Origin of the sequence: Samsonia erythrinae (assembly GCF_004342665.1) — a bacterium.
GTDB lineage: Bacteria > Pseudomonadota > Gammaproteobacteria > Enterobacterales > Enterobacteriaceae > Samsonia > Samsonia erythrinae.
Genome location: NZ_SMBY01000009.1, coordinates 95,581 through 120,104 on the forward strand (window position 1 = coordinate 95,581; position 24,524 = coordinate 120,104).

Annotated in this window: 19 protein-coding genes; 11 read left to right on the top strand and 8 right to left on the bottom strand. The window is 53.1% G+C overall.

The window, feature by feature from the left end; genetic code table 11:
* Positions 1 to 117: 117 nt before the first annotated feature.
* The gene (gene eptB / locus EDC54_RS13910) at positions 118 to 1,797 is read right to left on the bottom strand and encodes a kdo(2)-lipid A phosphoethanolamine 7''-transferase (protein ID WP_132457454.1); all 1,680 of its coding nucleotides are present in this window, start codon (positions 1,795 to 1,797) and stop codon (positions 118 to 120) included.
* A gap of 248 nt (positions 1,798 to 2,045) precedes the next feature.
* Positions 2,046 to 3,737: an NAD-dependent DNA ligase LigB gene (gene ligB / locus EDC54_RS13915; RefSeq protein ID WP_132457457.1), complete on the bottom strand. Its 1,692-nt coding sequence runs from the start codon at positions 3,735 to 3,737 to the stop codon at positions 2,046 to 2,048.
* 320 nt (positions 3,738 to 4,057) lie between these two features.
* Here ligB and gmk point away from each other — a divergent pair, with 320 nt between their 5' ends.
* The 7 genes from gmk (at position 4,058) to EDC54_RS13950 (ending at position 13,296) form a co-directional block, all read left to right on the top strand.
* Positions 4,058 to 4,681 carry a guanylate kinase gene (gmk, locus tag EDC54_RS13920; RefSeq protein WP_132457460.1) on the top strand — a complete coding sequence of 208 codons (624 nt, stop codon included), beginning with the start codon at positions 4,058 to 4,060 and terminating at the stop codon, positions 4,679 to 4,681.
* Positions 4,682 to 4,734: 53 nt separating this feature from the next.
* On the top strand, positions 4,735 to 5,010 hold the full coding sequence (gene rpoZ / locus EDC54_RS13925; protein WP_005968230.1) for a DNA-directed RNA polymerase subunit omega: 276 nt from the start codon (positions 4,735 to 4,737) through the stop codon (positions 5,008 to 5,010).
* Positions 5,011 to 5,028: 18 nt separating this feature from the next.
* Positions 5,029 to 7,128 carry a bifunctional GTP diphosphokinase/guanosine-3',5'-bis pyrophosphate 3'-pyrophosphohydrolase gene (gene spoT / locus EDC54_RS13930; protein ID WP_132457463.1) on the top strand — a complete coding sequence of 700 codons (2,100 nt, stop codon included), beginning with the start codon at positions 5,029 to 5,031 and terminating at the stop codon, positions 7,126 to 7,128.
* A 5-nt stretch (positions 7,129 to 7,133) separates the two neighbouring features.
* On the top strand, positions 7,134 to 7,826 hold the full coding sequence (gene trmH, locus EDC54_RS13935) for a tRNA (guanosine(18)-2'-O)-methyltransferase TrmH (protein WP_132457466.1): 693 nt from the start codon (positions 7,134 to 7,136) through the stop codon (positions 7,824 to 7,826).
* Positions 7,826 to 9,907: an ATP-dependent DNA helicase RecG gene (recG, locus tag EDC54_RS13940; protein WP_132457469.1), complete on the top strand. Its 2,082-nt coding sequence runs from the start codon at positions 7,826 to 7,828 to the stop codon at positions 9,905 to 9,907. Before trmH ends, recG begins: the two co-directional genes overlap by 1 nt.
* A gap of 153 nt (positions 9,908 to 10,060) precedes the next feature.
* Positions 10,061 to 11,464 (top strand): nucleobase:cation symporter-2 family protein, encoded by a 1,404-nt coding sequence (locus tag EDC54_RS13945; RefSeq protein ID WP_132457472.1) that lies wholly within the window; start codon positions 10,061 to 10,063, stop codon positions 11,462 to 11,464.
* Positions 11,465 to 11,604: 140 nt separating this feature from the next.
* Complete coding sequence (locus EDC54_RS13950) at positions 11,605 to 13,296, top strand: AsmA family protein (RefSeq protein ID WP_132457475.1); 1,692 nt, start codon at positions 11,605 to 11,607, stop codon at positions 13,294 to 13,296.
* Positions 13,297 to 13,335: 39 nt separating this feature from the next.
* Here EDC54_RS13950 and fabY read toward each other — a convergent pair whose 3' ends face one another.
* From fabY to typA, 4 genes are all read right to left on the bottom strand, one after another.
* Complete coding sequence (gene fabY, locus EDC54_RS13955; RefSeq protein ID WP_132457478.1) at positions 13,336 to 14,277, bottom strand: fatty acid biosynthesis protein FabY; 942 nt, start codon at positions 14,275 to 14,277, stop codon at positions 13,336 to 13,338.
* 48 nt (positions 14,278 to 14,325) lie between these two features.
* Positions 14,326 to 14,763, bottom strand: coding sequence for a D-aminoacyl-tRNA deacylase (dtd, locus tag EDC54_RS13960; RefSeq protein ID WP_132457481.1), 438 nt, complete (start codon positions 14,761 to 14,763; stop codon positions 14,326 to 14,328).
* A gap of 70 nt (positions 14,764 to 14,833) precedes the next feature.
* A complete protein-coding gene (gene yihX, locus EDC54_RS13965; protein ID WP_132457484.1) occupies positions 14,834 to 15,445 on the bottom strand; it encodes a glucose-1-phosphatase in 612 nt (203 codons plus the stop codon).
* A 162-nt stretch (positions 15,446 to 15,607) separates the two neighbouring features.
* The gene (gene typA, locus EDC54_RS13970) at positions 15,608 to 17,431 is read right to left on the bottom strand and encodes a ribosome-dependent GTPase TypA (RefSeq protein ID WP_132457487.1); all 1,824 of its coding nucleotides are present in this window, start codon (positions 17,429 to 17,431) and stop codon (positions 15,608 to 15,610) included.
* Between the two features lie 370 nt (positions 17,432 to 17,801).
* On the opposite strand from typA, the gene glnA reads away from it, so the two are divergent.
* The 4 genes from glnA to EDC54_RS17910 all read left to right on the top strand — a co-directional run bounded on the left by glnA (position 17,802) and on the right by EDC54_RS17910 (position 22,272).
* Positions 17,802 to 19,211, top strand: a complete 1,410-nt coding sequence (gene glnA, locus EDC54_RS13975; protein ID WP_132457490.1) for a glutamate--ammonia ligase — start codon at positions 17,802 to 17,804, stop codon at positions 19,209 to 19,211.
* Positions 19,212 to 19,533: 322 nt separating this feature from the next.
* On the top strand, positions 19,534 to 20,583 hold the full coding sequence (gene glnL / locus EDC54_RS13980) for a nitrogen regulation protein NR(II) (protein ID WP_132457493.1): 1,050 nt from the start codon (positions 19,534 to 19,536) through the stop codon (positions 20,581 to 20,583).
* 8 nt (positions 20,584 to 20,591) lie between these two features.
* Positions 20,592 to 22,004 (top strand): nitrogen regulation protein NR(I), encoded by a 1,413-nt coding sequence (gene glnG / locus EDC54_RS13985; protein WP_132457496.1) that lies wholly within the window; start codon positions 20,592 to 20,594, stop codon positions 22,002 to 22,004.
* A gap of 145 nt (positions 22,005 to 22,149) precedes the next feature.
* On the top strand, positions 22,150 to 22,272 hold the full coding sequence (locus tag EDC54_RS17910; protein ID WP_165904320.1) for a YshB family small membrane protein: 123 nt from the start codon (positions 22,150 to 22,152) through the stop codon (positions 22,270 to 22,272).
* 92 nt (positions 22,273 to 22,364) lie between these two features.
* On the opposite strand, the gene hemN is transcribed toward EDC54_RS17910, so the two are convergent.
* Positions 22,365 to 23,738 carry an oxygen-independent coproporphyrinogen III oxidase gene (gene hemN / locus EDC54_RS13990; RefSeq protein ID WP_132457499.1) on the bottom strand — a complete coding sequence of 458 codons (1,374 nt, stop codon included), beginning with the start codon at positions 23,736 to 23,738 and terminating at the stop codon, positions 22,365 to 22,367.
* A 250-nt stretch (positions 23,739 to 23,988) separates the two neighbouring features.
* On the bottom strand, positions 23,989 to 24,519 hold the full coding sequence (gene yihI, locus EDC54_RS13995; RefSeq protein WP_132457502.1) for a Der GTPase-activating protein YihI: 531 nt from the start codon (positions 24,517 to 24,519) through the stop codon (positions 23,989 to 23,991).
* Between the last annotated feature and the right edge of the window lie 5 nt (positions 24,520 to 24,524).

The window sequence follows — 24,524 nt, forward strand, 5'->3', positions numbered from 1 at the left end:
CTTACTGCTACCCTACTGAAGCGTCAATCCCTTTTTGGAAAAAGGACGCTGGCTGCTGTTAAAACATCCGCCCCATAAATTCACCCTGCGAAACCGACGTCCTTGTCCTGCCTCGTATCAATGAGAAGCGCGTTGGCACCAGTTATTTTTAGGATTAATACCGCCATCGGGTGACGTATATCCCAGGCACCCGAGGATGGTATCAAATAGCTCTTCATGGCGGTGTGTCTTACCGACTCTCTGCTGTGCTTTTAACTGTTCAAACGCATGCAGATTATTGGCATCAGCCAGAAACTTATCCGATGTCCAAACCATCATTGGCGAACGAAACTGCTCGGGCGGAGCCATATGGCGCGGCGTCCCGTGCAGATGATAATTGTCATCAATGGATTCACCGTGATCGGAAGCATAAAATACAATCGCTTTTTTATCCCGCACCTGATCGATCACACTATCGATAAAACTATCGGTATAGAGCACGCTATTATCAAAAGCATTAATCAGCTGCTCGCGCGAACAGGATGCATCAACGCCCATGCATTCAGGTTGGTAACGCGCATAGCTGCGCGGGTATCTCATAGAATACAGGTAGTGGGAACCTTTAGTGTGCAACACAATCAGGTGCTTACCTTTAGGATAGCGCGCCAGTGAATCCTTGACCTCATCAACTAACAGCATATCCTGCACCGATTTACCATCGTTGTGTTTCTCTGAGGCAATCATTTCGCGGAAAGAGTAATTATCCGCCTCAATGCTATTGTAAAACCACACCTCGCTCTGCATCGCAAACAGCTCCGAAGTAAAGCCCAACGCTTTCAATACCGCAAAGATGTTCTGCTCTTTCAGCGTTCGTTGTGGGTTGTCTTCAGTACCGCCTTCGCGCACAAACATGCAGCGCATGGAAAGCTTGGTTGAGGTGTCACACGATTGACCACGAAAGGCGACCAGGTTTTTTTCTTTTGATAACTTTGGCGTTGTATCTCGCTCGTAGCCTAACAGCCCCATATGATCCCAGCGGGTGGTTTCACCGATAATAAAAACGACGTAAGTATCCTCAATGCCTTTGGGCGCAACATAGGTGAAATGCTGTGCGGGATCGAAAAGAGTCGAAGAATCCTGACTCTCATCGTATTTGGTATATGCAAATAACCCTAATGCGGACAACCAGTTAGAAGGCAGATACGAATGAGCCACGACACCGCCATAGCTGGGCAAATCCACATTGGATTCCCGCTCGGATACCGCCTGAACATTGTCCATATAGCGAAGCGGCAACCAAACCAGCGCCACGACAGCAACAAGCACCAGAAGCGGAAGCACGCGCTTTCCCGGTGATGTCAATTGTTCAATTAACGTGTGGCGTAACGAGTTTTTCCAGATGAGCAGCAGCGGCAGCGCGCTCACCGCCAGCATCCACAGGAAAAAATGAAAGCCAATGACTTCTTTTGACAGATCAACATCCGTCGTCATGACGGCTGCAATAATGCCATAGCCAATCACGACATTAAAAAACGTCATGTAATAGCTGGCGGCAACAGAGATCAAGACCAGAAGAGAAGCGACAACACGATAAAAACGGCGCCCCCCGAGTGAAAGGATCCTCATCAGGAAAAAAGTAAACAAGATACTCGCGGTCAGTTCGACAAACGCGGGAACATACGTTGAAACCTGGTTGCCAGCCGAGAGTGAAAAATAATCAAATCGGCGATAATACACTGAGATATTAAGAAAAAGACCAATATATACAGCTAAAAAAAATGATAACTTGGGTTGCGAAAAAGATGTTGCTAACTTCATTATGACAAATGCTCCAACGAAACTTGTCTTATTATCTGAAGCTATACGACAGCATCCCTATTACGGAGTTCAACGGGAATTATCGGGTTCACAACCCTTTTTATACCGCTAAACAAAAATGCGTTTAATTCATAAACTTTATTTATTGATTAAATATAAAAAACAGGGAAACGAGTCAATTTAACGCCGTAAAACCGCAAAAAGATAAAAAATGCGATATTCAACCTTGTCTGAAAAAGTCCCCGGACTCACCTGCGTATACCTTCATGATGTAATCTGGCAATCAACTCCACCACGATAGGATGATGCAGAAACGCCATCACCTCTTCCGCCCGTTTCTTCCCGATCCCGGCAAATTGATGCCACTGTTGTGCAGTCCGCTGTTGAAGCGTCCGCCAATCTACATTATCTAATGCGCTAATCGCCGAGCGAGGAATAGGAATCCCTAACGCGAGTAACCAACGGGATAGCGACTGCTGTCGCGCCGACTGCAAACTCGCGTAGATAATCCTTGAGCGTTTTTTCCCCATGCCACTGACAGCGTTAAGCTGTTCCTCCGTCAGAGAGAGCCACGACAAGACATCTTCCAGTAAATTATGCTGAATCAGGAGCCGCCATACGCCCTCACGCAATCCCGTCAGACTCAACCCATGCTCGCCACTCAGCCAGACCAGGCGAGCAAGGAATTGCTGCTGACAAACCGCGCTGTACCTGAAACAGCTAAAAATATGAAAATGATGCTCAGGGGGTGAGGCAACGGCAGGCCGTTCAATCCCTCGCCATACCACATTATCGAGACGCGGGATCCCCTGCCCGGCCAGACTGATACTCACCCGATCGCCGGGCAGTACATTCCATTGCTTCCAACGGGACAGCGAACCAACATTTACCCTGTGGACTGATTTATCATCCAACCTCACAGGGTTGAGTTTCAGCACCACCGTCGTCTTTCCCGTGCGCCCGACTGAAAATACGATATCAGCCACTTCAGCCACCTGATGGGCCGGCGGATATTTCCACGCCACCGCCCAATCGGCCGAGGTATTACGCCAGTAACGCCCCTGCGGCTCTTTGGCCTGGCGGATCACCACGCCATCCGTCACAAACGGCAGCGGGCTGTGATACCAGTGATGACGCCACCTTTCCGCATCGGCGAATGAGGCAATGGCGTGAGTATATTTCTCCGTCATGGTAAACCCCATTTCTTTCAGTTTTGCCAGACGCTCGGGCATCGTCCGCGGACCATCCGGCCACTCCCAGACAAACAGGCCTATTTGGGACAACACGGGGGACGGGTGGTGACGACGCAGTTCGCCAGCCACGGCAGAGCGTGCGTTAACGCTCCCCTGAACGCGCTGTTGATGGTCGGTCATTCGTAGAAACAGTTCTCCCTGCAATATCAACGAAGAAGGCCCCTGCGCTAATGAATGAGGAATGCCGGGAATCAGGCGAACTTTTTGCGTCCAGTCTTCACCTTGCAGACCGTTGCCCCGGCTCACCGCGGAGACAAGCTGACCGTGCCGATAAACCAGCGTGACAGCCACACCATCCACCTTTGGCTGGATCCATAAATCATCACGCTGCGTTATCCACTGCGCCAACTGCCCGCGATCGGATAATTTTTTCAATCCCGTTTGGGCAACGGGATGCTGCTGCTTGCCCTCATCCGGTAGCCGCACCGGAGCAACCGTTCCCGCTTGAAAACAACGTAGCCACTGATTCAATTGCTCCCGGAGTTGATCATAAACGTCATCCTCTATCGGGCTCAGTCCCTGGGTGTAATACGCGTCATCCCAACGTTCCAACTGCTGGCGTAACGCGTCGATTTCTTTGCCCGCTCGCTGCTTATCCCAATCGGGACACACTGCTGCCGCGACAGGGAAACGACAGAGCCCCGTAACCGTAATGCAAATCAAAAACAGCGTTCCCCTGAAGCCCATATTTCCTCCTGCCATCCATTAGCGATGGGGGCAGTACACAAAAAAGGCGCAAAAAATTCGAGGAGGAAAAAAGAAAAATGCCAAATGCGCCGCAGGATAATTTGCTATTTGCAGCCCAGACAAAAAAGATAGGAATACGCTTCGCAAGCTGAAAAAAACACGTTGGCAAAGGAACGGCCCAATGGCATAACGCAAAAACAATCAGCGGGCGATTTATCGCAGCGCGACTGATAGCATATTGGCGTGTATAATGTGAGGAAATGCGCATGGTTCTGCCGCATATCACCATTCATCAGCGTAATAACGAATAAAACTTCATTATGGCTCAAGGCACGTTATATATCGTTTCTGCTCCCAGTGGAGCCGGGAAATCCAGTCTGATTCAGGCGTTATTAAAAACTCAGCCGCTTTATGACACACAGGTATCGATTTCACATACCACGCGAGCGAAACGACCGGGAGAAAACCACGGCGAACACTATTTCTTCGTCGAAGTCGATGAATTTAAGCGTATGATTCAGGATAATGCGTTTCTGGAATACGCCGAGGTCTTCGGCAATTACTACGGGACATCCCGACCGGCAATTGAGCAGGTATTAGCGACAGGCGTTGATGTCTTTCTGGATATCGACTGGCAAGGTGCCAAGCAAATCCGGGCCCAAATGCCGCAAGCACGCAGTATTTTCATTCTGCCGCCGTCAAAAGAAGAGTTGGTTCGCCGCCTGCGTGGCCGTGGACAAGACAGTGATGACGTCATCGCCCGCCGTATGTCGCAGGCGGTAGCTGAAATGACGCACTACGACGAGTATGATTACCTGATTGTGAATGATGACTTCGATCTGGCGCTGCTCGATCTGAAAACCATTATTCGCGCCGAACGTCTGCGTATGGGCAGACAAAAAGTCCGGCATGATGCATTAATCACCAAACTATTGGCAGACTGACGCCTCTTTCAGTATGATGCGCAGTCCTTTTATTTCCTGTGGAGTAGCACATTATGGCACGCGTAACTGTTCAAGACGCTGTAGAGAAAATTGGTAACCGTTTTGACCTGGTGTTGGTCGCTGCTCGTCGCGCCCGTCAAATCCAGACCGGCGGTAAAGATCCGCTGGTTCCGGAAGAAAACGACAAGTACACCGTCATCGCACTGCGTGAAATCGAAGAAGGTCTGATCAACAACCAGATTCTGGATGTTCGTGATCGTCAGGAGCAGCAAGAGCAAGAAGCCGCAGAAATCCAGGCGGTTACCGCGATTGCTGAAGGTCGCCGTTAATCAGACCACGAGTCGCCCTTGTACATTTTTGAAAGCCTTAATCTGCTGATTCAACGTTATCTGCCCGACGATCAGATAAAACGTTTACAGCAGGCCTATTTAGTCGCACGTGATGCTCACGAGGGGCAGACTCGCTCCAGCGGTGAACCCTATATCACGCACCCTGTTGCCGTCGCCTGTATTCTGGCGGAGATGCGCCTTGATTATGAGACGCTGATGGCAGCCCTGCTGCATGATGTCATAGAGGACACCCCCGCCACCTATCAGGATATGGAGCAACTTTTCGGTAAAAGCGTTGCCGAACTGGTAGAGGGTGTTTCCAAGCTGGACAAACTGAAGTTCCGCGATAAAAAAGAAGCGCAGGCGGAAAACTTTCGCAAAATGATCATGGCGATGGTGCAGGATATCCGCGTCATCCTGATCAAGCTCGCTGACCGTACCCATAACATGCGCACATTGGGCTCATTACGCCCGGACAAGCGCCGCCGCATCGCCCGCGAAACGCTGGAGATATACAGCCCGCTGGCACACCGACTGGGTATCCATCATCTGAAAACCGAGCTGGAAGAGCTGGGGTTTGAAGCGCTCTATCAAAACCGCTATCGCGTCATTAAAGAAGTCGTCAAGGCCGCGCGCGGTAACCGCAAGGAGATGATTCAGAAGATCCTTTCGGAAATAAAAGGGCGTTTGACCGAAGCGGGGATCGCCTGCCGCGTTAGCGGTCGGGAAAAACATCTGTACTCCATCTACTGCAAAATGCACCTGAAAGAGCAGCGTTTTCACTCCATCATGGATATCTATGCGTTCCGCGTTATCGTGAAAGAGCTGGATACCTGTTATCGCGTGTTGGGTCAGGTTCACAGCCTGTATAAGCCGCGTCCGGGTCGGGTGAAAGACTATATCGCGATACCCAAGGCCAACGGCTATCAATCACTGCATACTTCGCTGATTGGCCCGCATGGCGTACCGGTCGAGGTGCAAATTCGTACCGACGATATGGATCAAATGGCGGAAATGGGCGTTGCCGCACATTGGGCGTATAAAGAGGGCGAAAGCAGCACGACAGCGCAGGTACGCGCGCAGCGCTGGATGCAGAGCCTGCTGGAACTCCAGCAAAGCGCCGGCAGTTCGTTCGAATTTATCGAGAGCGTTAAAACCGATCTCTTCCCTGACGAAATGTATGTCTTTACGCCGGAAGGACGCATTGTGGAACTCCCTGCGGGCGCGACGCCTGTCGATTTCGCCTACGCGGTCCACACCGACATCGGCCATGCCTGTGTCGGCGCACGCGTAGACCGTCAGCCCTATCCGCTCTCTCAGTCGCTCACCAGCGGACAGACCGTTGAAATCATTACTGCGCCCGGCGCCAGACCCAATGCCGCATGGCTTAATTTTGTGGTCAGCTCCAGAGCGCGCGCCAAAATCCGCCAGATGCTGAAAAACCTCAAACGTGATGATTCCGTGAGTCTCGGACGCCGTTTGCTGCACCACGCACTGGGCAATGGTCGCAAACTCTCCGATATCCCTGAGAAGTCCATTCAGCTTGAGCTTGAACGTATGAAGCTCGCCACGCTGGACGATCTCATGGCGGAAATCGGCATGGGTAACGCCATGAGTGTCGTCGTGGCGAAAAATCTGCTGAATGAGCAATCCCAGTTAGGCACATCCGGTTTACGCAAGTTGCCGATCAAGGGCGCGGATGGCGTGATGATCTCATTCGCAAAATGCTGTCGTCCTATCCCTGGCGATCCGATTATTGCTCACGTCAGCCCCGGTAAAGGGCTGGTTATTCACCATGAATCTTGCCGCAACATTCGCGGCTATCAAAAAGAACCCGAAAAATTCATGGCGGTAGAGTGGGATAAGGTGACGGAACAGGAGTTCATCGCCGAAATCAAAGTGGATATGTTCAACCATCAAGGGGCGCTGGCGAATCTGACGGCAGCAATCAACGCCACTCACTCCAACATTCAGAGTATCAACACGGAAGAGAAAGACGGTCGCGTATACAGTGCCTTTATCCGTCTTACCACCCTCGATCGCGTTCATCTGGCCAATATTATGCGCAAGATCCGTGTGATGCCGGATGTGATAAAAGTTACTCGTAACCGAAACTGATCGTCATGACTCCTCAACGTTATGCACGTATAAAAGAAATGCTGAGCTGTCGTCAGCCCGACCTGACGATTTGTATGGAGCAAGTGCATAAGCCGCACAATGTTTCTGCCGTCATCCGTACCGCGGATGCCGTCGGCGTGCATCAGATCCATGCCATCTGGCCTACCAGCCGGATGAAAACGCTGGCCTCCTCCGCTGCGGGCAGCAATAGCTGGGTACAGGTGAAAACCCACCGCTCTATAAGTGAGGCCATCAGCCACCTGAAGGCTGCGGGGATGCAGGTTCTGGCAACCCATTTATCTGAACAGGCGGTTGATTTTCGTGAAATTGACTACACCCGCCCAACCTGTATTCTGCTCGGACAAGAGAAAACCGGCATTACAGCCGAAGCGCTCAAACTGGCCGATCGGGATATCATCATTCCGATGACCGGCATGGTGCAGTCGTTAAATGTTTCCGTGGCTTCTGCATTAATTCTGTATGAAGCACAGCGCCAGCGTCAGATTGCGGGTATGTATCAGCGCGAGAATTGCCCGCTGAATGAGGAAGAACAACAGCGTCTGCTCTTTGAAGGAGGCTACCCGGTACTGGCGCGCGTCGCGAAACGTAAAGGGCTACCTCGTCCTTATATCGACCATCACGGCCAGATCGTCGCGGACGCCCCCTGGTGGGCCGCGATGCAATCATCGGAGTCCTGATGAAAGGCCGCCTGCTTAACACCCAACCACTGAGTACACTCGCCGGCGTGGGTGCAAGCCAGGCAGCCAAGCTCGCACGTCTCGGACTGGAAACCGTGCAGGATTTATTGCTACACCTGCCTTTGCGCTATGAAGACCGTACGCGCCTTTACCCCATTGGCGACCTTCTTCCCGGGATGTATGCCACCGTAGAAGGTGAAATTTTACGCAACGATATCACCTTCGGCAGTCGCCGCATGTTGACCTGCCAGATCAGCGACGGCAGCGGTATGCTGACGATGCGCTTCTTCAACTTTAACGCGGCAATGAAAAACAGCCTCGCGCCGGGGCAGCGAGTTACCGCTTACGGCGAAATCAAGCGCGGTAAAATCGGCGCTGAGATCATCCATCCTGAATATCGTATTCAGGGGGATAATACGCAGATTGAGCAACAGGAATCACTCACGCCGGTGTATCCCACCACAGAAGGTGTTCGTCAGGCCACGCTGCGTAAACTCACCGATCAGGCGCTGGCCTTGCTCGACGCCAACCCCATTGACGAGCTACTGCCTGATTCGCTGAGCCGCTCGCTTATCAGCCTGCCGGAGGCGCTGCGCACCTTGCATAGACCACCACCGGATATGCAGCTCAGCGAGCTTGAGCACGGGAAACACCCGGCACAACAACGGCTGATTATGGAAGAACTGCTGGCGCATAACCTGAGTATGCTTGCCGTGCGAGCTGGGGAACAGCGGCATAAGGCCCAGCCGCTACAGGCAAAGGACAACATGAAACAGCAGTTGCTCGCCGCCCTGCCCTTTTCCCCCACGCAGGCGCAAGCGCGTGTCGTAGCGGAAATTGAAACGGATATGGCAAAAGATTTCCCGATGATGCGTCTGGTACAAGGCGATGTCGGGTCAGGAAAAACGCTGGTCGCCGCGCTGGCGGCGCTGCGCGCGATCGCTAACGGCAAGCAGGTGGCCCTGATGGCGCCAACGGAATTGCTGGCCGAACAGCACGCGCACAACTTCCGTCAGTGGTTTGAACCGTTAGGAATTGAAGTCGGCTGGTTGGCCGGCAAACAAAAAGGAAAAGCGCGCCAGACACAACAGGATGCGATCGCCAACGGGCAGGTGTCGATGGTGGTGGGAACGCACGCAATTTTCCAGCAGCAGGTGAAATTCAACGGATTGGCATTGGTTATTATTGACGAACAGCACCGCTTTGGCGTGCATCAACGCCTTGCGCTATGGGAAAAAGGTGAAGAGCAGGGCTTTCATCCCCATCAATTGATTATGACCGCGACCCCCATTCCCCGCACGCTGGCCATGACCGCCTATGCCGACCTGGATACCTCCATTATTGATGAATTGCCGCCGGGGAGAACCCCTATCACCACGGTTGCCATACCGGACTCACGGCGCAGTGATGTTATCGAACGGGTCAACCACGCCTGCCAGCAGGAAGGCCGGCAGGCCTATTGGGTATGCACACTGATTGAAGAGTCCGACCTATTGGAAGCGCAGGCCGCAGAAGCCACCTGTGAAGAACTGAAAGCCGCGCTGCCCAATCTCAATATCGGGCTGGTCCATGGCCGCATGAAAGCGCAGGAAAAGCAGGCGGTGATGCAGGCGTTCAAGCACGGTGAGGTGCACCTGCTGGTAGCGACAACCGTCATTGAGGTCGGTGTTGACGTTCCCAACGCCAGCCTGATGATTATCGAAAACCCGGAGCGTCTGGGGCTGGCGCAGCTTCACCAGCTGCGCGGGCGAGTCGGGCGCGGCGCAGTTGCCTCTCACTGTGTGCTGCTCTACAAAACGCCGATGAGCAAGACGGCGCAAAAACGGCTTCAGGTGCTGCGCGACAGCAATGATGGTTTTGTCATTGCCCAGCGCGATCTGGAAATTCGCGGCCCCGGCGAGTTATTAGGTACGCGGCAGACCGGCAATGCCGAATTTAAGGTGGCAGATCTCCTTCGTGACCGGGATCTGATCCCGCAGGTACATCGCGTCGCCCGCCATCTGCATGAACAGTATCCCGAACATGCCACCGCGCTGATCGAACGCTGGCTACCGGAGCGCACGCGTTATACCAATGCCTGATAGCCCCCCGCTCTCTCAACCATATCCCTTTAAAGAATAAGGAATTACTCATCAGACAAAGTTCATTCCGGCAATGATGCATTAGCAAACGTTTGCTTTCACCGAAGAGATCATTAAAATGCGCACTTTGTCGTTTCAGGAACGCCAACTTACATGACTACCACCACGGAAACGTCCCGGCCAGAAGCTACTGCCGCTCCCCAACGCAGCGAACTGATCTATCGCCTTGAAGACAGACCTCCGCTGCCGCAAACACTGTTCGCTGCCTGCCAGCACCTGCTCGCGATGTTTGTCGCGGTGATCACTCCCGCTCTGTTGATCTGTCAGGCGTTGGGGTTGCCAGCTCAGGATACACAGCACATCATCAGCATGTCGCTTTTCGCCTCCGGGCTGGCCTCCATTTTGCAAATTAAAACCTGGGGGCCGGTCGGTTCCGGCCTGCTGTCGATTCAAGGCACCAGCTTTAACTTCGTGACGCCGCTGATTATGGGTGGGCTGGCACTGAAGAACGGCGGGGCGGATGTTCCCACGATGATGGCGGCGCTGTTCGGGACGCTGATGGTCGCCTCCTTTACCGAAATCATTCTGTCGCGCTTCCTGCACTTGACCCGCCGCATCATTACCCCGCTGGTTTCCGGCATTGTTGTGATGATCATCGGTCTGTCCCTCATTCAGGTTGGTCTGACCTCCATCGGCGGCGGCTATGCGGCCATGGAAAATAATACGTTCGGCGCACCCAAAAACTTACTGTTAGCCGGCGTGGTGCTGCTGGTCATCATCCTGCTTAACCGTCAGCGCAACCCCTACCTGCGCGTCGCTTCGCTGGTGATTGCCATGGCGGTGGGGTATCTGGGGGCATGGCTCATGGGGATGCTGCCGGAAAACGCGCCAGCACGCCACGAGACGGTCATCATGGTCCCCACGCCGCTGTATTACGGTCTAGGCTTTGACTGGAACCTGCTGATCCCGCTGATGCTGGTCTTTATGGTGACATCGCTAGAAACCATCGGTGACATCACCGCCACCTCTGATGTTTCAGAACAGCCGGTCAGAGGCCCGCTGTACATGAAACGTTTAAAGGGCGGCGTACTGGCCAACGGCCTGAACTCTTGCCTTTCCGCCCTATTCAACACCTTCCCCAACTCGTGCTTCGGCCAGAATAACGGCGTCATCCAGCTTACCGGCGTCGCCAGCCGCTACGTGGGATTCGTGGTTGCGCTGATGTTGATTGCGCTAGGGCTGTTTCCTGCCGTCAGCGGGTTTGTACAACACATTCCAGAGCCCGTTTTGGGGGGCGCCACCATCGTGATGTTCGGCACCATTGCCGCTTCCGGCGTGCGCATTGTGTCCCGTGAACCACTGAACCGACGAGCAATCATGATTATTGCGCTGTCGCTGGCCGTCGGCCTTGGCGTCTCACAGCAGCCCCTGATCCTGCAATTTGCGCCGGAGTGGATTAAAACGCTACTGTCTTCCGGTATCGCCGCGGGCGGCATCACGGCTATCGTGCTGAATCTGGTTTTCCCGCACGAAGAAAATAGCGTCAGCCCGCAATAATTTTTGTCTGGCGCAGAGAAAAGCGAGCGGTGATGCAACACCGCTCGCTTTTTACTGTCTGTAACAGCATTACCTATTGAGCCTTCAGGGGAATTACGGCATAAAAACAGTTCCCCTGACGATTGGCATGGACTGACACGATGAAATTTATCGGGAAATTATTGCTGACGCTGCTGTTACTCGCCTTGCTGGCGCTGGCAATCACCTACGTATTGCTACAAACCCGTTGGGCCGCCGGCTGGATCAGCCAGTGGGTCAGCCAAAACACCCGCTATCAGCTGTCACTGGGAAACATTAATCATGACTGGTCTGCTCCCGATCGTCTCCAGTTAGCCGACGTCAGCTTTGGTCAGAAAAACCAGCCGCCAACGCTTACGGCTAAACAGGTTTCAGCGGGTTTTAGCCTGCGCCAGATTACCGAGCCCCGCCATTTCGCCAGCCTGATGCTATCAGGCGGCACGCTGAACCTTTCACCCCAGGCCACCACACTCCCGATTGAAGCCGACGTCCTGCAATTGCGCACGATGGCGCTACACGCGCAGGACGGTGACTGGCGCCTGAATGGTCAACAGGTCAACGGCGGGATCATGCCGTGGCAGCCCGAAGCAGGCGACCTACTCGGTAAACAGAGTCAATTCCAGCTCAGCGCCCGCTCGCTTGAACTCAACGACATTCCGGCCAGCCAGGTTCTGGTTCAGGGAGAGATCAACCACAACCAGCTGATCCTCAGTAATTTCGGCGCAGATGTCGCTCAGGGGCAACTCACCGGCAACGCCAGCCGTGCAGAAGACGGGAGCTGGCACATTGATCATCTCCGACTCAGCCATGTTCGTTTACAGACCCGAAAAACGCCGGAAGCGTTCTGGCTGCCCGTGACCGCGCGGCCTTCTGTGACAGTCAACCGTTTTGACCTGATAGATGCCCGTGTAGAAGGGCCGGGATGGGCGTTTATCGACCTGGATGTCGCGCTGCAAAATATCACATTCAAACAGAATGACTGGCAGAGCGAAGGGGGAACGCTGTCATTTAATGCAACCGACATTGTGAACGGCAGCATGCACCTTATCGATCCGATCGTGAATCTGGATCTGTCGCCAGCGGGCGTGAATATCAAGCAGTTTTCTACACGCTGGGAAGGCGGCTTGCTGCGTACCAGCGGCAGTTGGCTGCGCCAAAACCACCGTCTGCAACTGGATGAGTTTGTCGTTGCGGGTATGGAATACACGCTCCCCGGCGACTGGCGTCAGCGCTGGCAAGAGACGCTGCCGTCATGGCTGGCGGAAGTGTATGTACGAAAATTCACGGCCAATCGAAACCTGCTCATCGACATTAACCCGGATTTCCCCTTCCAGATGACCGCGCTGGATGGCTACGGCAATGATTTACTATTGGCTCGTGAACACCAATGGGGGATTTGGACAGGCTCTCTGAACCTCAATGCCAGCGATGCGACGTTCAATAAAGTCGATGTTCGTCGTCCTTCCCTGGCGCTGGTCGCCGACCAACGCCAGATCGCCATCAACGAGCTCAGCGCGTTTACGCAAAATGGCATGCTGGACGCCAAAGCGACGATCGCTCAGCACCCCGAACGCAACTTTTCTCTGTCGCTGACAGGCCGCGCCGTACCGCTGGATATTCTGACTCGCTGGGGATGGCCGGAGTCCTCAAACCTCCCTGCGGGAAACAGCAATCTGCAATTGCAGTTGCATGGGCGGCTCGCCGCCGATACGCCGATGAAGCCAACGCTAAACGGGACGCTGCAAGGCGTAGATAGCAACGAACGCAGCATCAGGCAGCAGATGCGCCAGGGGATCGTCACCGAAACGCCCTAAGCGCAGGGGCGCTAAAGAAACCGGGGATTCAGACAGCGGTTACTCGACCACGGACCCGCCCTCTTCAAGCGGCGCATCCGGCTGAGCAGGAAAGACGATATAAACGCCTTCAAACAGCGCCCCTTGCGTGTCATCGCCAAACAGCGCGACATTGAGCTGCACGCGCGCCTTGCGTCCGCGCGCGAGGCGATCCAAATCGCCGCTCAGCGACCCCAAATCGGCAATCGCACTGGGTCTGCCAGTCACTGGCACACTATAGCGGATATGCGCATCCGCCAGAACGATCGTTCCCCCAAGGTGGCGTTCACGCAGCAATAGCCAGATCAACCCCCAGCCGGTAAGCGTAGCAAGAGAAAACAGACTACCGGCAAAAAGCGTTTGATGCGGGTTCTGGTTGCCCGTTTCAGGCATCGTGGTAATAAATTGCTTTCCGGTGTACTGGCTTATCCGCACCCCCATTTTTTCACTTAAAGGGATGTGTTCGTACCAGGCCTGCTGTAGCTGACCGCACCAGTCAGGGCGATGTAAAATATCATCCAGCGTCGCAACGGGCTTGATCATCAGAAAATGACGTAACGGGGTCGTTTGTGGCGCGGTGATCTCTCCTTGATTAACAAAACCCAGCTTGGAAAAAAAATCCATCGCATCTTCACGGGCGCTACAAACCACGCGTTTGACGCCTTCCTGACGCGCGACGGACTCCAACGTCATCGCCAGCAGCGTTCCCAATCCTTTTCCTCTCAGATCGGGGTGAACAGCTAAAAAACGGATCGCGGCTTCGTTATCGGCATTGATGGAAAGCCTGCCAATCGCCACCAGCCTCCCATGCTCATCCACAACGGTTTGATGATGCGCCAACGCATCATAGGCATCGCGCTCGGAACCCAGCGGCTGATGCAGAGGCTTACGCAACATCTCCCAGCGAAATTGGTAGTACGCGTCCAGTTCTTCCGCGCTCTCTGGTACTCTCAGATGATACATAACGCTTCCTCTTCAACCGTATCTTGTCAAAACAACCCATGACTGACGTTATGCCTGTAGCCAGAACGTTACCGGGCCGTCATTTACCAATGCCACTTTCATATCCGCCGCAAATTGCCCCGTTTCTGTGTGAACGCCTTGCTTACGACACCCCTCAACGAAATATTGATAGAGACGATCGGCCTCGGATGGATGCGCGCCGCGGGAAAACCCAGGGCGCATGCCGCGTTGCGTATCGGCCACCAGCGTAAATTGCGACACCACCAGCACACGACCGCCAGCCTGACGAACATTGAGGTTCATTTTCCCCTCATCATCGCTGAATATCCGGTAGCCCAGAACCCGTTCGCAAAGCCGCGTCGCCTTTTGTTCATTATCGCCTTGCTCAACGCCCAGCAATACCAACAACCCTTTATCGATTTCCCCAACCACCCGGCCTTCAACACTAACGCTGGCGCTGGAAACGCGCTGAATAAGTGCAATCATAACCCCAACCGCTCCTGATATAATTCTTAACGGGGAATGCACCGTGCGCAGCATCCCTCTACGATATAAATCATGTCCTGCTCATCGCAACATGCATGACAAAAAAATGTGGCACCACGTGTCGATTGGTCACCAGAATGCTATAAATTCCGAGGCGTTGCGCAGCCTCGACATTCGCGGGATTATCATCGAAAAAGACAACCTGTGCTGGCGTCACCGCTTCCTGCGCCAGTACATATTGATAAATCGCCAGATCCGGTTTACGCAGCCCGATCTCTTGCGACAGGTACAGTTTGTCGGCCGCCGCCTCAACTTGCGGGAATAATTCAGGCCAGTATTCACAGTGGAGACGATTGGTATTCGACAGAATCACCACGCGGTTTCCCTCCTGACGCAGGCACTGCATAATATCAATGACGTCAGAACGCAGCCCGACGAAAATCGCCTGCCAGCCAGCGGTGAATTGCTCGAAGCTCAGTGTGATGCCCATTTCATTGCACAGTCTACTGGCAAACGTCTCATCACTGATTTCCCCCCGCTCATGCTGTTCAAACGTTTCCCCCATGACGAAACGCTCTTGCAATGTCGCCAGCGGCGTGCCGCTCAGATGACTCCAGACGCCCAACACTCTGTTGAAATCAATATCAATGATGACATTACCTAAATCAAAGATATACAGCATGGTCGCCACCTCCTGACGTAATCGTAGGATTTTCACTCTAGCGAGAAATGACAAGGCAGAACAGACAGGAAATATGAGGAAAGGTTAAAATGGAAGAAAATACATAAAATTCAGAGCACCCAAAGGTGCTCTGTTACGTAACGACATAAATTAGCCGAGAAATCAGACGTCTTTGCTGCCGCGGCTCGCGCGTTTACGATCGTTTTCGGTCAGGTGACGCTTACGAATACGAATCGACTGCGGCGTAACTTCAACCAGTTCGTCATCATCGATGAATTCCAGTGCTTGTTCCAGAGACATCTTGATCGGCGGAACCAATACCGTTGCTTCATCCGTACCGGATGCACGCATGTTGGTCAACTTCTTACCGGTCAGACAGTTAACTGTCAGGTCGTTAGAACGAGAGTGGATACCGATAATCTGGCCTTCATACACTTCCGCACCGTGGCCCAGGAACAGCTTACCGCGATCTTGCAGGCTGAACAGCGCAAATGCGACCGCTTTACCCTGACCGTTAGAAATCAGCACGCCGTTCTGACGCTGGCCGATTTCACCCGGACGCACATCATCGTAGTGACTGAACGTGGAGTACAGCAGACCCGTACCTGACGTCATTGTCATGAACTCGGTACGGAAACCGATCAGACCACGTGCCGGAATCAGGTAATCCAGACGGATACGACCTTTGCCATCCGGTATCATGTCCTTCACATCACCTTTACGCTCACCCATGGCCTGCATGACTGCGCCCTGGTGTTGTTCTTCGATGTCCAGCGTAACGTTTTCAAACGGTTCCTGATTACGGCCGTCGATCACACGGTTGATAACCTTCGGACGCGACACCGCCATCTCAAACCCTTCGCGGCGCATGTTTTCGATCAGAACAGACAGGTGCAATTCACCACGACCGGAAACGCGGAACGCGTCGGCATCTTCGGTCTCTTCAACGCGCAGCGCGACGTTGTGCACCAGCTCTTTATTCAGGCGCTCCAGGATCTGGCGCGAGGTCACATACTTACCTTCTTTACCGCAAAACGGTGACGTATTGACGTTAAAGAACATGGTAACGGTAGGTTCATCGACGCTCAGCGCGGGTAGCGCTTCAACATTCTGCGGATCGCAGATCGTATCGGAAATGTTCAGCTCGCCCAAACCGGTAATCGCGATGATATCGCCCGCTTCCGCTTCCGTCGCGTCGATACGCTCCAGACCGAGGTGAGTCAGTACCTTACCGACTTTACCGTTACGGGTTTTCCCTTCGCTATCAACAATCGTAACCTGTTGGTTCGGCTTGATTTTACCGCGCTTGATACGGCCAATGCCGATCACGCCAACGTAGTTGTTGTAGTCCAATTGAGAGATTTGCATCTGGAACGGCGCATCAATCTCAACCTGAGGAGGAGAAACATGATCGACAATCGCCTGATACAGCGGGGTCATATCTTCCGCCATGTCGGTGTGATCAAGACCCGCGATACCATTCAGCGCAGAAGCGTAAATGATCGGGAAATCCAGCTGCTCGTCAGTTGCGTCCAGATTCACGAACAGGTCAAACACCTGATCGACAACCCAGTCAGGACGCGCGCCGGGACGGTCGACTTTGTTGATAACCACAATCGGTTTCAGACCGTTGGCAAAGGCTTTTTTGGTCACGAAACGCGTTTGCGGCATCGGGCCATCCATCGCATCAACAACCAACAGCACCGAGTCAACCATCGACATTACACGCTCAACCTCACCGCCGAAGTCGGCGTGTCCTGGGGTATCCACTATGTTAATGCGGTAGTCTTTCCAATTAATGGCGGTATTTTTTGCGAGGATAGTAATTCCACGCTCTTTCTCCAAATCGTTGGAGTCCATGACACGCTCGGTTGCTTCAGCACGTTCACCGAACGTTCCGGATTGTTGCAACAACTTGTCGACCAGGGTGGTTTTCCCATGGTCAACGTGCGCAATAATGGCGATGTTACGCAAATTTTCGATCACAGCTTTGCCTCAGGCATTTAGAAATAGCGCGCTATTGTACACGTATTAATCGAGGGACTAAACAAGATCACAAGCATCAATGTTAAACAACTCATTGCTGCCTGCTTTGTGATCCCTTTCACGGTGCAAAAGTGCGACAAGCGAATAGCATTGCACCAAATTAGTGCGTAAATTCACATCAAGAGCACCATTTTGGTGCTTTAGGCTATAATGGTGCAGTGGATTTGAGCCAGAAAGCCCCAAAGAGCAACACATTGCACATATTTAAAAAGTTGGCACACTTTTAGCTTTAGTCTACTCATGGCAACAACATCAATCCACAACGATATTCGTTCCACGACGAAAAAATGACCAATCGGGAGATTCAAGTATGTCCGCAGAACATGTTTTGACGATGCTGAATGAACACGAAGTGAAGTTTGTCGATTTACGCTTCACGGATACGAAAGGCAAAGAACAGCACGTCACCATTCCGGCTCATCAAATCAATGCCGACTTCTTTGAAGAAGGTAAAATGTTTGATGGTTCCTCGATTGGCGGTTGGAAAGGGATTAACGAATCAGACATGGTTCTGATGCCTGATGCCAGCACCGCGATGATTGACCCCTTCTTCGAAGATTCTACGTTGATCATCCGTTGTGACATCCTCGAACCCGGCACCATGCAGGGTTATGACCGTGACCCGCGTTCTATTTCCAAACGCGCGGAAGATTTCCTGCGTTCTTCAGGTATCGCAGATACCGTGCTGTTCGGGCCTGAGCCGGAATTTTTCCTGTTTGATGACATCCGTTTCGGTAGCAGCACTTCCGGTTCCCACGTGGCTATCGACGATATCGAAGCCTGCTGGAACTCCGGCAAAAAATATGAAGGCGGCAATAAAGGCCACCGTCCTGGCCTGAAAGGCGGTTATTTCCCGGTTCCGCCTGTCGATTCATCACAGGACATTCGTTCCGCTATGTGTCTGACGATGGAGCAAATGGGTCTGGTTGTTGAAGCTCACCACCACGAAGTGGCTACCGCGGGTCAGAACGAAGTCGCGACCCGTTTCAACACCATGACCAAAAAAGCGGATGAAATTCAGATCTACAAATATGTCGTGCATAACGTGGCTCACGCTTACGGCAAAACCGCGACGTTCATGCCGAAACCGATGTTCGGCGATAACGGTTCAGGTATGCACTGCCACATGTCACTGTCTAAAGACGGCGCTAACCTGTTCGCCGGCGACAAATACGGCGGCCTGTCTGAAACCGCACTGTTCTACATCGGCGGTGTGATCAAGCATGCTAAGGCAATCAACGCCCTGTCGAACCCGACCACCAACTCATACAAGCGTCTGGTCCCAGGCTACGAAGCCCCCGTGATGCTGGCTTACTCAGCCCGTAACCGCTCTGCGTCCATCCGTATTCCTGTGGTCGCCAGCCCGAAAGCGCGTCGTATCGAAGCTCGCTTCCCGGATCCGGCAGCGAACCCATACCTGTGTTTCGCCGCGCTGCTGATGGCGGGCCTCGACGGCATCATCAACAAAATCCATCCTGGCGATGCGATGGACAAAAACCTGTACGACCTGCCGCCGGAAGAAGAAGCTGAGATTCCAAAAGTTGCAGGCTCGCTGGACGAGGCTCTGGCTGCGCTGAACGAAGATCGCGAGTTCCTGACCCGTGGCGGCGTGTTCACCGACGACGCTATCGACGCTTACATCGAGCTGCGTAAATCAGAGATAGATCGCATTCGTATGACGCCGCACCCGGTTGAATTCGAACTGTACTACAGCGTTTAATGCGCGGCGGCATCTTTGCCTCGCCATGGTCGGGGGAATGACGACCCGACCATAAACGATACTCAACAGAATCTAAATGTTTTTTGTGACGAGCGGCGATGCCCGCCACTCGCTAGGAGTGTCACGGTGCGACGTCAAAAATGTTGATTCGTCCTACGGGTTAGCGCTCTGCGTTATTAAAAATTTCCTGAAAATTTTTTGTTGCCGTAGAAACTTTTCAGCCCATCTTCGGATGGGCTTTTTTCACCACCGGCATGACCGTTGCGACGTAACATCCGTCATCGACACAACGATGCACCAATAGGGTGCGGGAGTCTGCGTTATGGCAACAGGCACGCTGCCCGATGCTGGGCAGATCCTAAATTCGCTGATAAACAGCATTGTATTGCTGGATGACGATCTGGCGATTCACTATTCCAACCCGGCAGCGCAGCAACTACTGGCGCAAAGTTCGCGTAAATTATCCGGTACGCCACTACCGGAACTGCTGGGGTATTTTTCCCTGAATATCGATTTACTGCGTGAAAGTCTGGATTCAGGGCAAGGCTTTACGGATAACGAAGTCACCATCGTCGTCGATGGCAAAGCGCACATCATGTCGCTCACCGCCCAGCGGGTTCAGCACAATTTTATCCTGTTGGAAATGGCGCCAATGGATAACCAGCGTCGTCTCAGTCAGGAGCAGCTTCAACATGCGCAACAGCAAGCCGCCCGCGATTTGGTCAGAGGGTTGGCGCATGAGATCAAAAATCCACTCGGCGGTTTACGCGGTGCCGCGCAGCTACTTTCCAAGGCCCTGCCCGACCCGGCGCTGACGGAATATACCAAAGTCATCATTGAACAGGCGGACCGCCTGCGCAATCTGGTTGATCGGCTGCTTGGGCCTCAGCAACCCGGCCTGCACGTTACGCAAAGCATCCATCAGGTTGCTGAACGCGTCTGCCAGCTCGTCTCGCTGGAAAAGCCGGATAGCGTGACGTTGGTGAAAGATTATGACCCAAGTTTGCCAGAACTGACGCACGACCCTGACCAAATTGAACAGGTGCTGCTGAATATCACCCGCAATGCGCTACAGGCGCTGGGCGAGGATGGCGGTACGATTACGATCCGTACCCGCACGGCCTTTCAGATCACGTTACACGGCGTGCGTTATCGCCTTGCCGCACGTATTGACGTGGAAGATGACGGCCCCGGCATCCCCGCGCAACTACAGGATACCCTGTTTTACCCGATGGTGAGCGGGCGCGAAGGGGGAAGTGGTTTAGGGCTTTCCATCGCCCGCAGCCTTATCGATCAGCATTCCGGTAAAATTGAATTTAACAGTTGGCCAGGACACACCGAATTCTCGGTTTTCCTGCCCATTCGCCAGTGAGGTTCACAATGCAACGAGGGATAGTCTGGATCGTTGATGACGATAGCGCCATCCGTTGGGTACTTGAGCGGGCACTGACTGGCGCGGGTTTAACCTGTGTCATGTTTGATAGTGGTAATCAGGCGCTGCAAGCACTGGCAACACAAACGCCGGATGTTCTGCTGTCCGACATCCGTATGCCCGGGATGGATGGATTGGCGCTATTGCAACAAATCAAACAGCGCCACCCGATGCTCCCGGTCATCATTATGACGGCGCATTCCGATTTGGATGCCGCGGTAAGTGCCTATCAACAAGGCGCATTCGACTATTTGCCGAAGCCGTTCGATATCGATGAGGCCGTCGCGCTGGTCGAGCGCGCGATTAGTCATTATCTGGAGCAGCAACAGCCGGTACGCAACACGACGATCAATGGCCCGACAACGGACATTATCGGGGAAGCGCCCGCCATGCAGGATGTATTCCGCATTATCGGTCGCCTGTCTCGTTCATCCATCAGCGTACTGATTAACGGTGAGTCCGGTACGGGCAAAGAACTCGTAGCGCATGCTCTGCATCGCCATAGTCCACGCGCCAAGGCCCCGTTCATCGCCTTGAATATGGCGGCGATCCCCAAAGATCTGATCGAATCGGAATTATTCGGCCACGAGAAAGGGGCCTTCACCGGGGCGAACCAGATCCGTCAAGGGCGCTTTGAGCAGGCCGACGGCGGCACGCTGTTCCTGGATGAAATTGGCGATATGCCGCTGGACGTACAGACGCGTTTGTTGCGCGTATTGGCTGACGGCCAGTTTTACCGGGTCGGCGGCTATGCGGCGGTGAAAGTGGATGTACGCATTATCGCGGCGACGCACCAAAACCTTGAACAACGCGTGCAGGAAGGTAAATTCCGCGAAGATCTGTTCCACCGCCTGAATGTCATTCGTGTTCATCTGCCGCCGCTGCGCGAACGTCGGGAAGATATCCCCCGTCTGGCGCGCTACTTCTTACAGGCCACGGCAAAAGAGTTAGGGGTCGAACCGAAGAACCTGCATCCGGAAACGGAGACAGCATTAACCCGTTTGCCATGGCCGGGTAACGTCCGTCAGTTAGAGAATACCTGCCGTTGGTTAACGGTGATGGCCGCCGGTCAGGAGGTGCTGATTCAGGATTTGCCGCCTGAACTCTTTGAGACTACCGCGCCAGATTCGACCGCGCACGCTCTGCCCGACAGTTGGTCTACGCTGTTGGCGCAGTGGGCCGATCGCGCGCTGCGTGCCGGTCATCAAAATCTGCTGGCGGAAGCGCAGCCGGAAATGGAAAGAACGTTGCTGACAACGGCGCTGCGGCACACGCAGGGACATAAACAGGAAGCGGCAAGATTACTGGGATGGGGCCGGAATACCCTGACGCGTAAGCTAAAAGAATTAGGAATGGAGTAGCGAAGGTCGCTGGTTTATTTCTTGAGGGTCAGCAACCTAACGGGGGATAAGAAAATACAATCTGGCGCACAAAATTGTCATCAATTTATCCTTTACTTGCCCCAAGTCAGCAGTATGATCGTGTCGCTAATTCAGGAGGAGCGCTATGCTGGATTCATTCATTTCTGCGGTTACACACGGCGCTGAAATTGGCTCTGCGGCAAGTCATTCTCCGCAGGCCGCCATCGCCGCTGTGTTGTGCGCCGCTCTGATTAACTTTTTCAGTTAATCACGACTTGCGTTAATCACGCCCTAGTCGATCAAACGTTCGAAAACAGCCAGTCTGTTAGCATAGACTGGCTGTTTTTATCGTTAACCGCGTTAGATCACTCGGGAATATTGCTGAGTTTTTACCTTGTTACGTAAATAGATATCGAAACACATACAAATATTTCGGATCAGTAAACGCCCCTTCGGCGTTACCACCAGCCCGTCATCCTGCCTATCGACCAGTCCATCGGCCACCAACGGCGCCAGTAGAGCCAAATCCTGCTCGAAATAGGTCTTAAAATCGATATTATATTCTGCTTCGATTGGCGCATAACTGAGCTGAAAATTACAGATCAGCGTCTTAATCACATCGCGGCGAAGACAATCATCGCGCGTCAGCTGTAATCCCCGCCACAGGGCATTGCCCTTGTCCTTCACCTGCGCATAATACTGCTTCAGTTCTTTCTGATTCTGGGCATAACTATCACCGATCATACTGATTGCCGAAACGCCCATCCCAAGCAAATCGCAGTCACCCTGTGTGGTATAGCCCTGGAAATTGCGGTGCAACTTCCCTTCCCGCTGCGCTATCGCCAGCTCATCATCCGGGCGGGCAAAGTGATCCATACCAATAAACTGATAGCCAGATTGCATCAGCGAACCAATCGTCTGTTGCAGGATATCCAGCTTTTGTTCTGCGTTTGGCAAATCCGCTTCTTTAATTTTACGCTGTGCCGCAAACAGGTTGGGCAAATGTGCATAGTTGAAGACGCTAAGCCGATGTGGACTCAATTCAGCAACGCGCTGTAGCGTAAAGGCAAAACTTTCCGGCGTTTGTTTGGGCAGGCCGTAAATCAAATCAATATTCGTTGAAGTAAAACCAAGCGCTTTCGCCCGCTCGATGAGGGCGAAAATAAAGGCCTCATCCTGCTCTCGGTTGACCAGCTTCTGAACGTCTTTATTAAAATCCTGTACCCCCATGCTGAGGCGATTAAAACCTTCAGCGCGCAAATGGTCGAGAACGTCCAGTTCTATCTCCCGCGGATCGACTTCAAGCGATAGCTCCGCCTGCTCGGAAAAAGAGAACAGCTCACGCAGCAGCGACATCAGACGGCTGATTTGTGCTTTATTCAGGTAGGTTGGCGTACCTCCGCCCCAATGCATCTGCGTCACCGTTCTTCCGACGAATAGCGGCGCACGCTGGCGAATTTCTTGCTCCAGCACATCAAGGTATTCATCTGCTTTATGCTGCTGACGCGTGACCAGCTTATTACAGCCGCAGAAATAGCACAGCCGATGGCAAAAAGGGATGTGGATATACAACGACAGCGGTCGCTGCGGATAACGGGCGATGGCCTGCTGAAACGCAGGCTCATCGTAAGCTTCACTGAATTCTAACGCTGTGGGATAAGATGTATAACGCGGCCCGGAATAGTTATATTTTTGAATCAGGGCCAGATCCCAGTCAACGGACGGTATCGACATATTTGCTCACTCCTTATTATTTTGCTCGGCGGGTTATCCTCTCCCTCCTTCGGATCTCCCAACGATGGCGTTCAAAAACGCTCCCGGCGTTTTTGTCTGGGGGGATGACGTCGAATCTGATCCACGCGCCGGTTAAACAAGGCGCGCTGCAATCGGCGTTTACGTTTCGATAGCAGCCACAGTTTACCGAACAGGATGAGCAGATAAAATACAACCAGTATTGTCAGGACAGAAACAACCATTTCATTGATTAGAATGCGTCTTTTGGGTTATTACGTTTTAAAAGTTGCAACATGTCTTCCTGTTCGTCTTCTTCGTCATCATCACCCAGCTCAATCCCAAGCTCTTCCATCAGGATGTCGATGCGATCCAGCGTTTCATCAACCCATGACTGATCTTTGGCACTCAGCGTTTCGCCGTTATCCAGACGGTCCAACAGCGCATCCAGACGCGCGTCGTTTTCCAGCATCTCCAACTCTTCTGCCGGCGACAGCGCTGGTTTAGCCGTTGGCGCGTGTTCCGCCTTCGGTTTAACGATGGTGCTATTCGATACGCCAAGCGACACAGGCTTCTTACTGCCAATGCGCGGATCGGCAGCCTGACGTTGCCCAGCTTGCCGATCTGCAGAGGTCTTTTCCTGAGCTCGGCTGCCCGCGGCACGGCCACGATGTTTTTTATCCCGTTTCCGTTCACGTGCTTCCCGATCCAGCTCTTCACGGGTTTTTCTTTTCACTTTGGGCTTTCCTGCCTTATCGGCAACCCCTTTGACAGGTCGGTTCATAATGT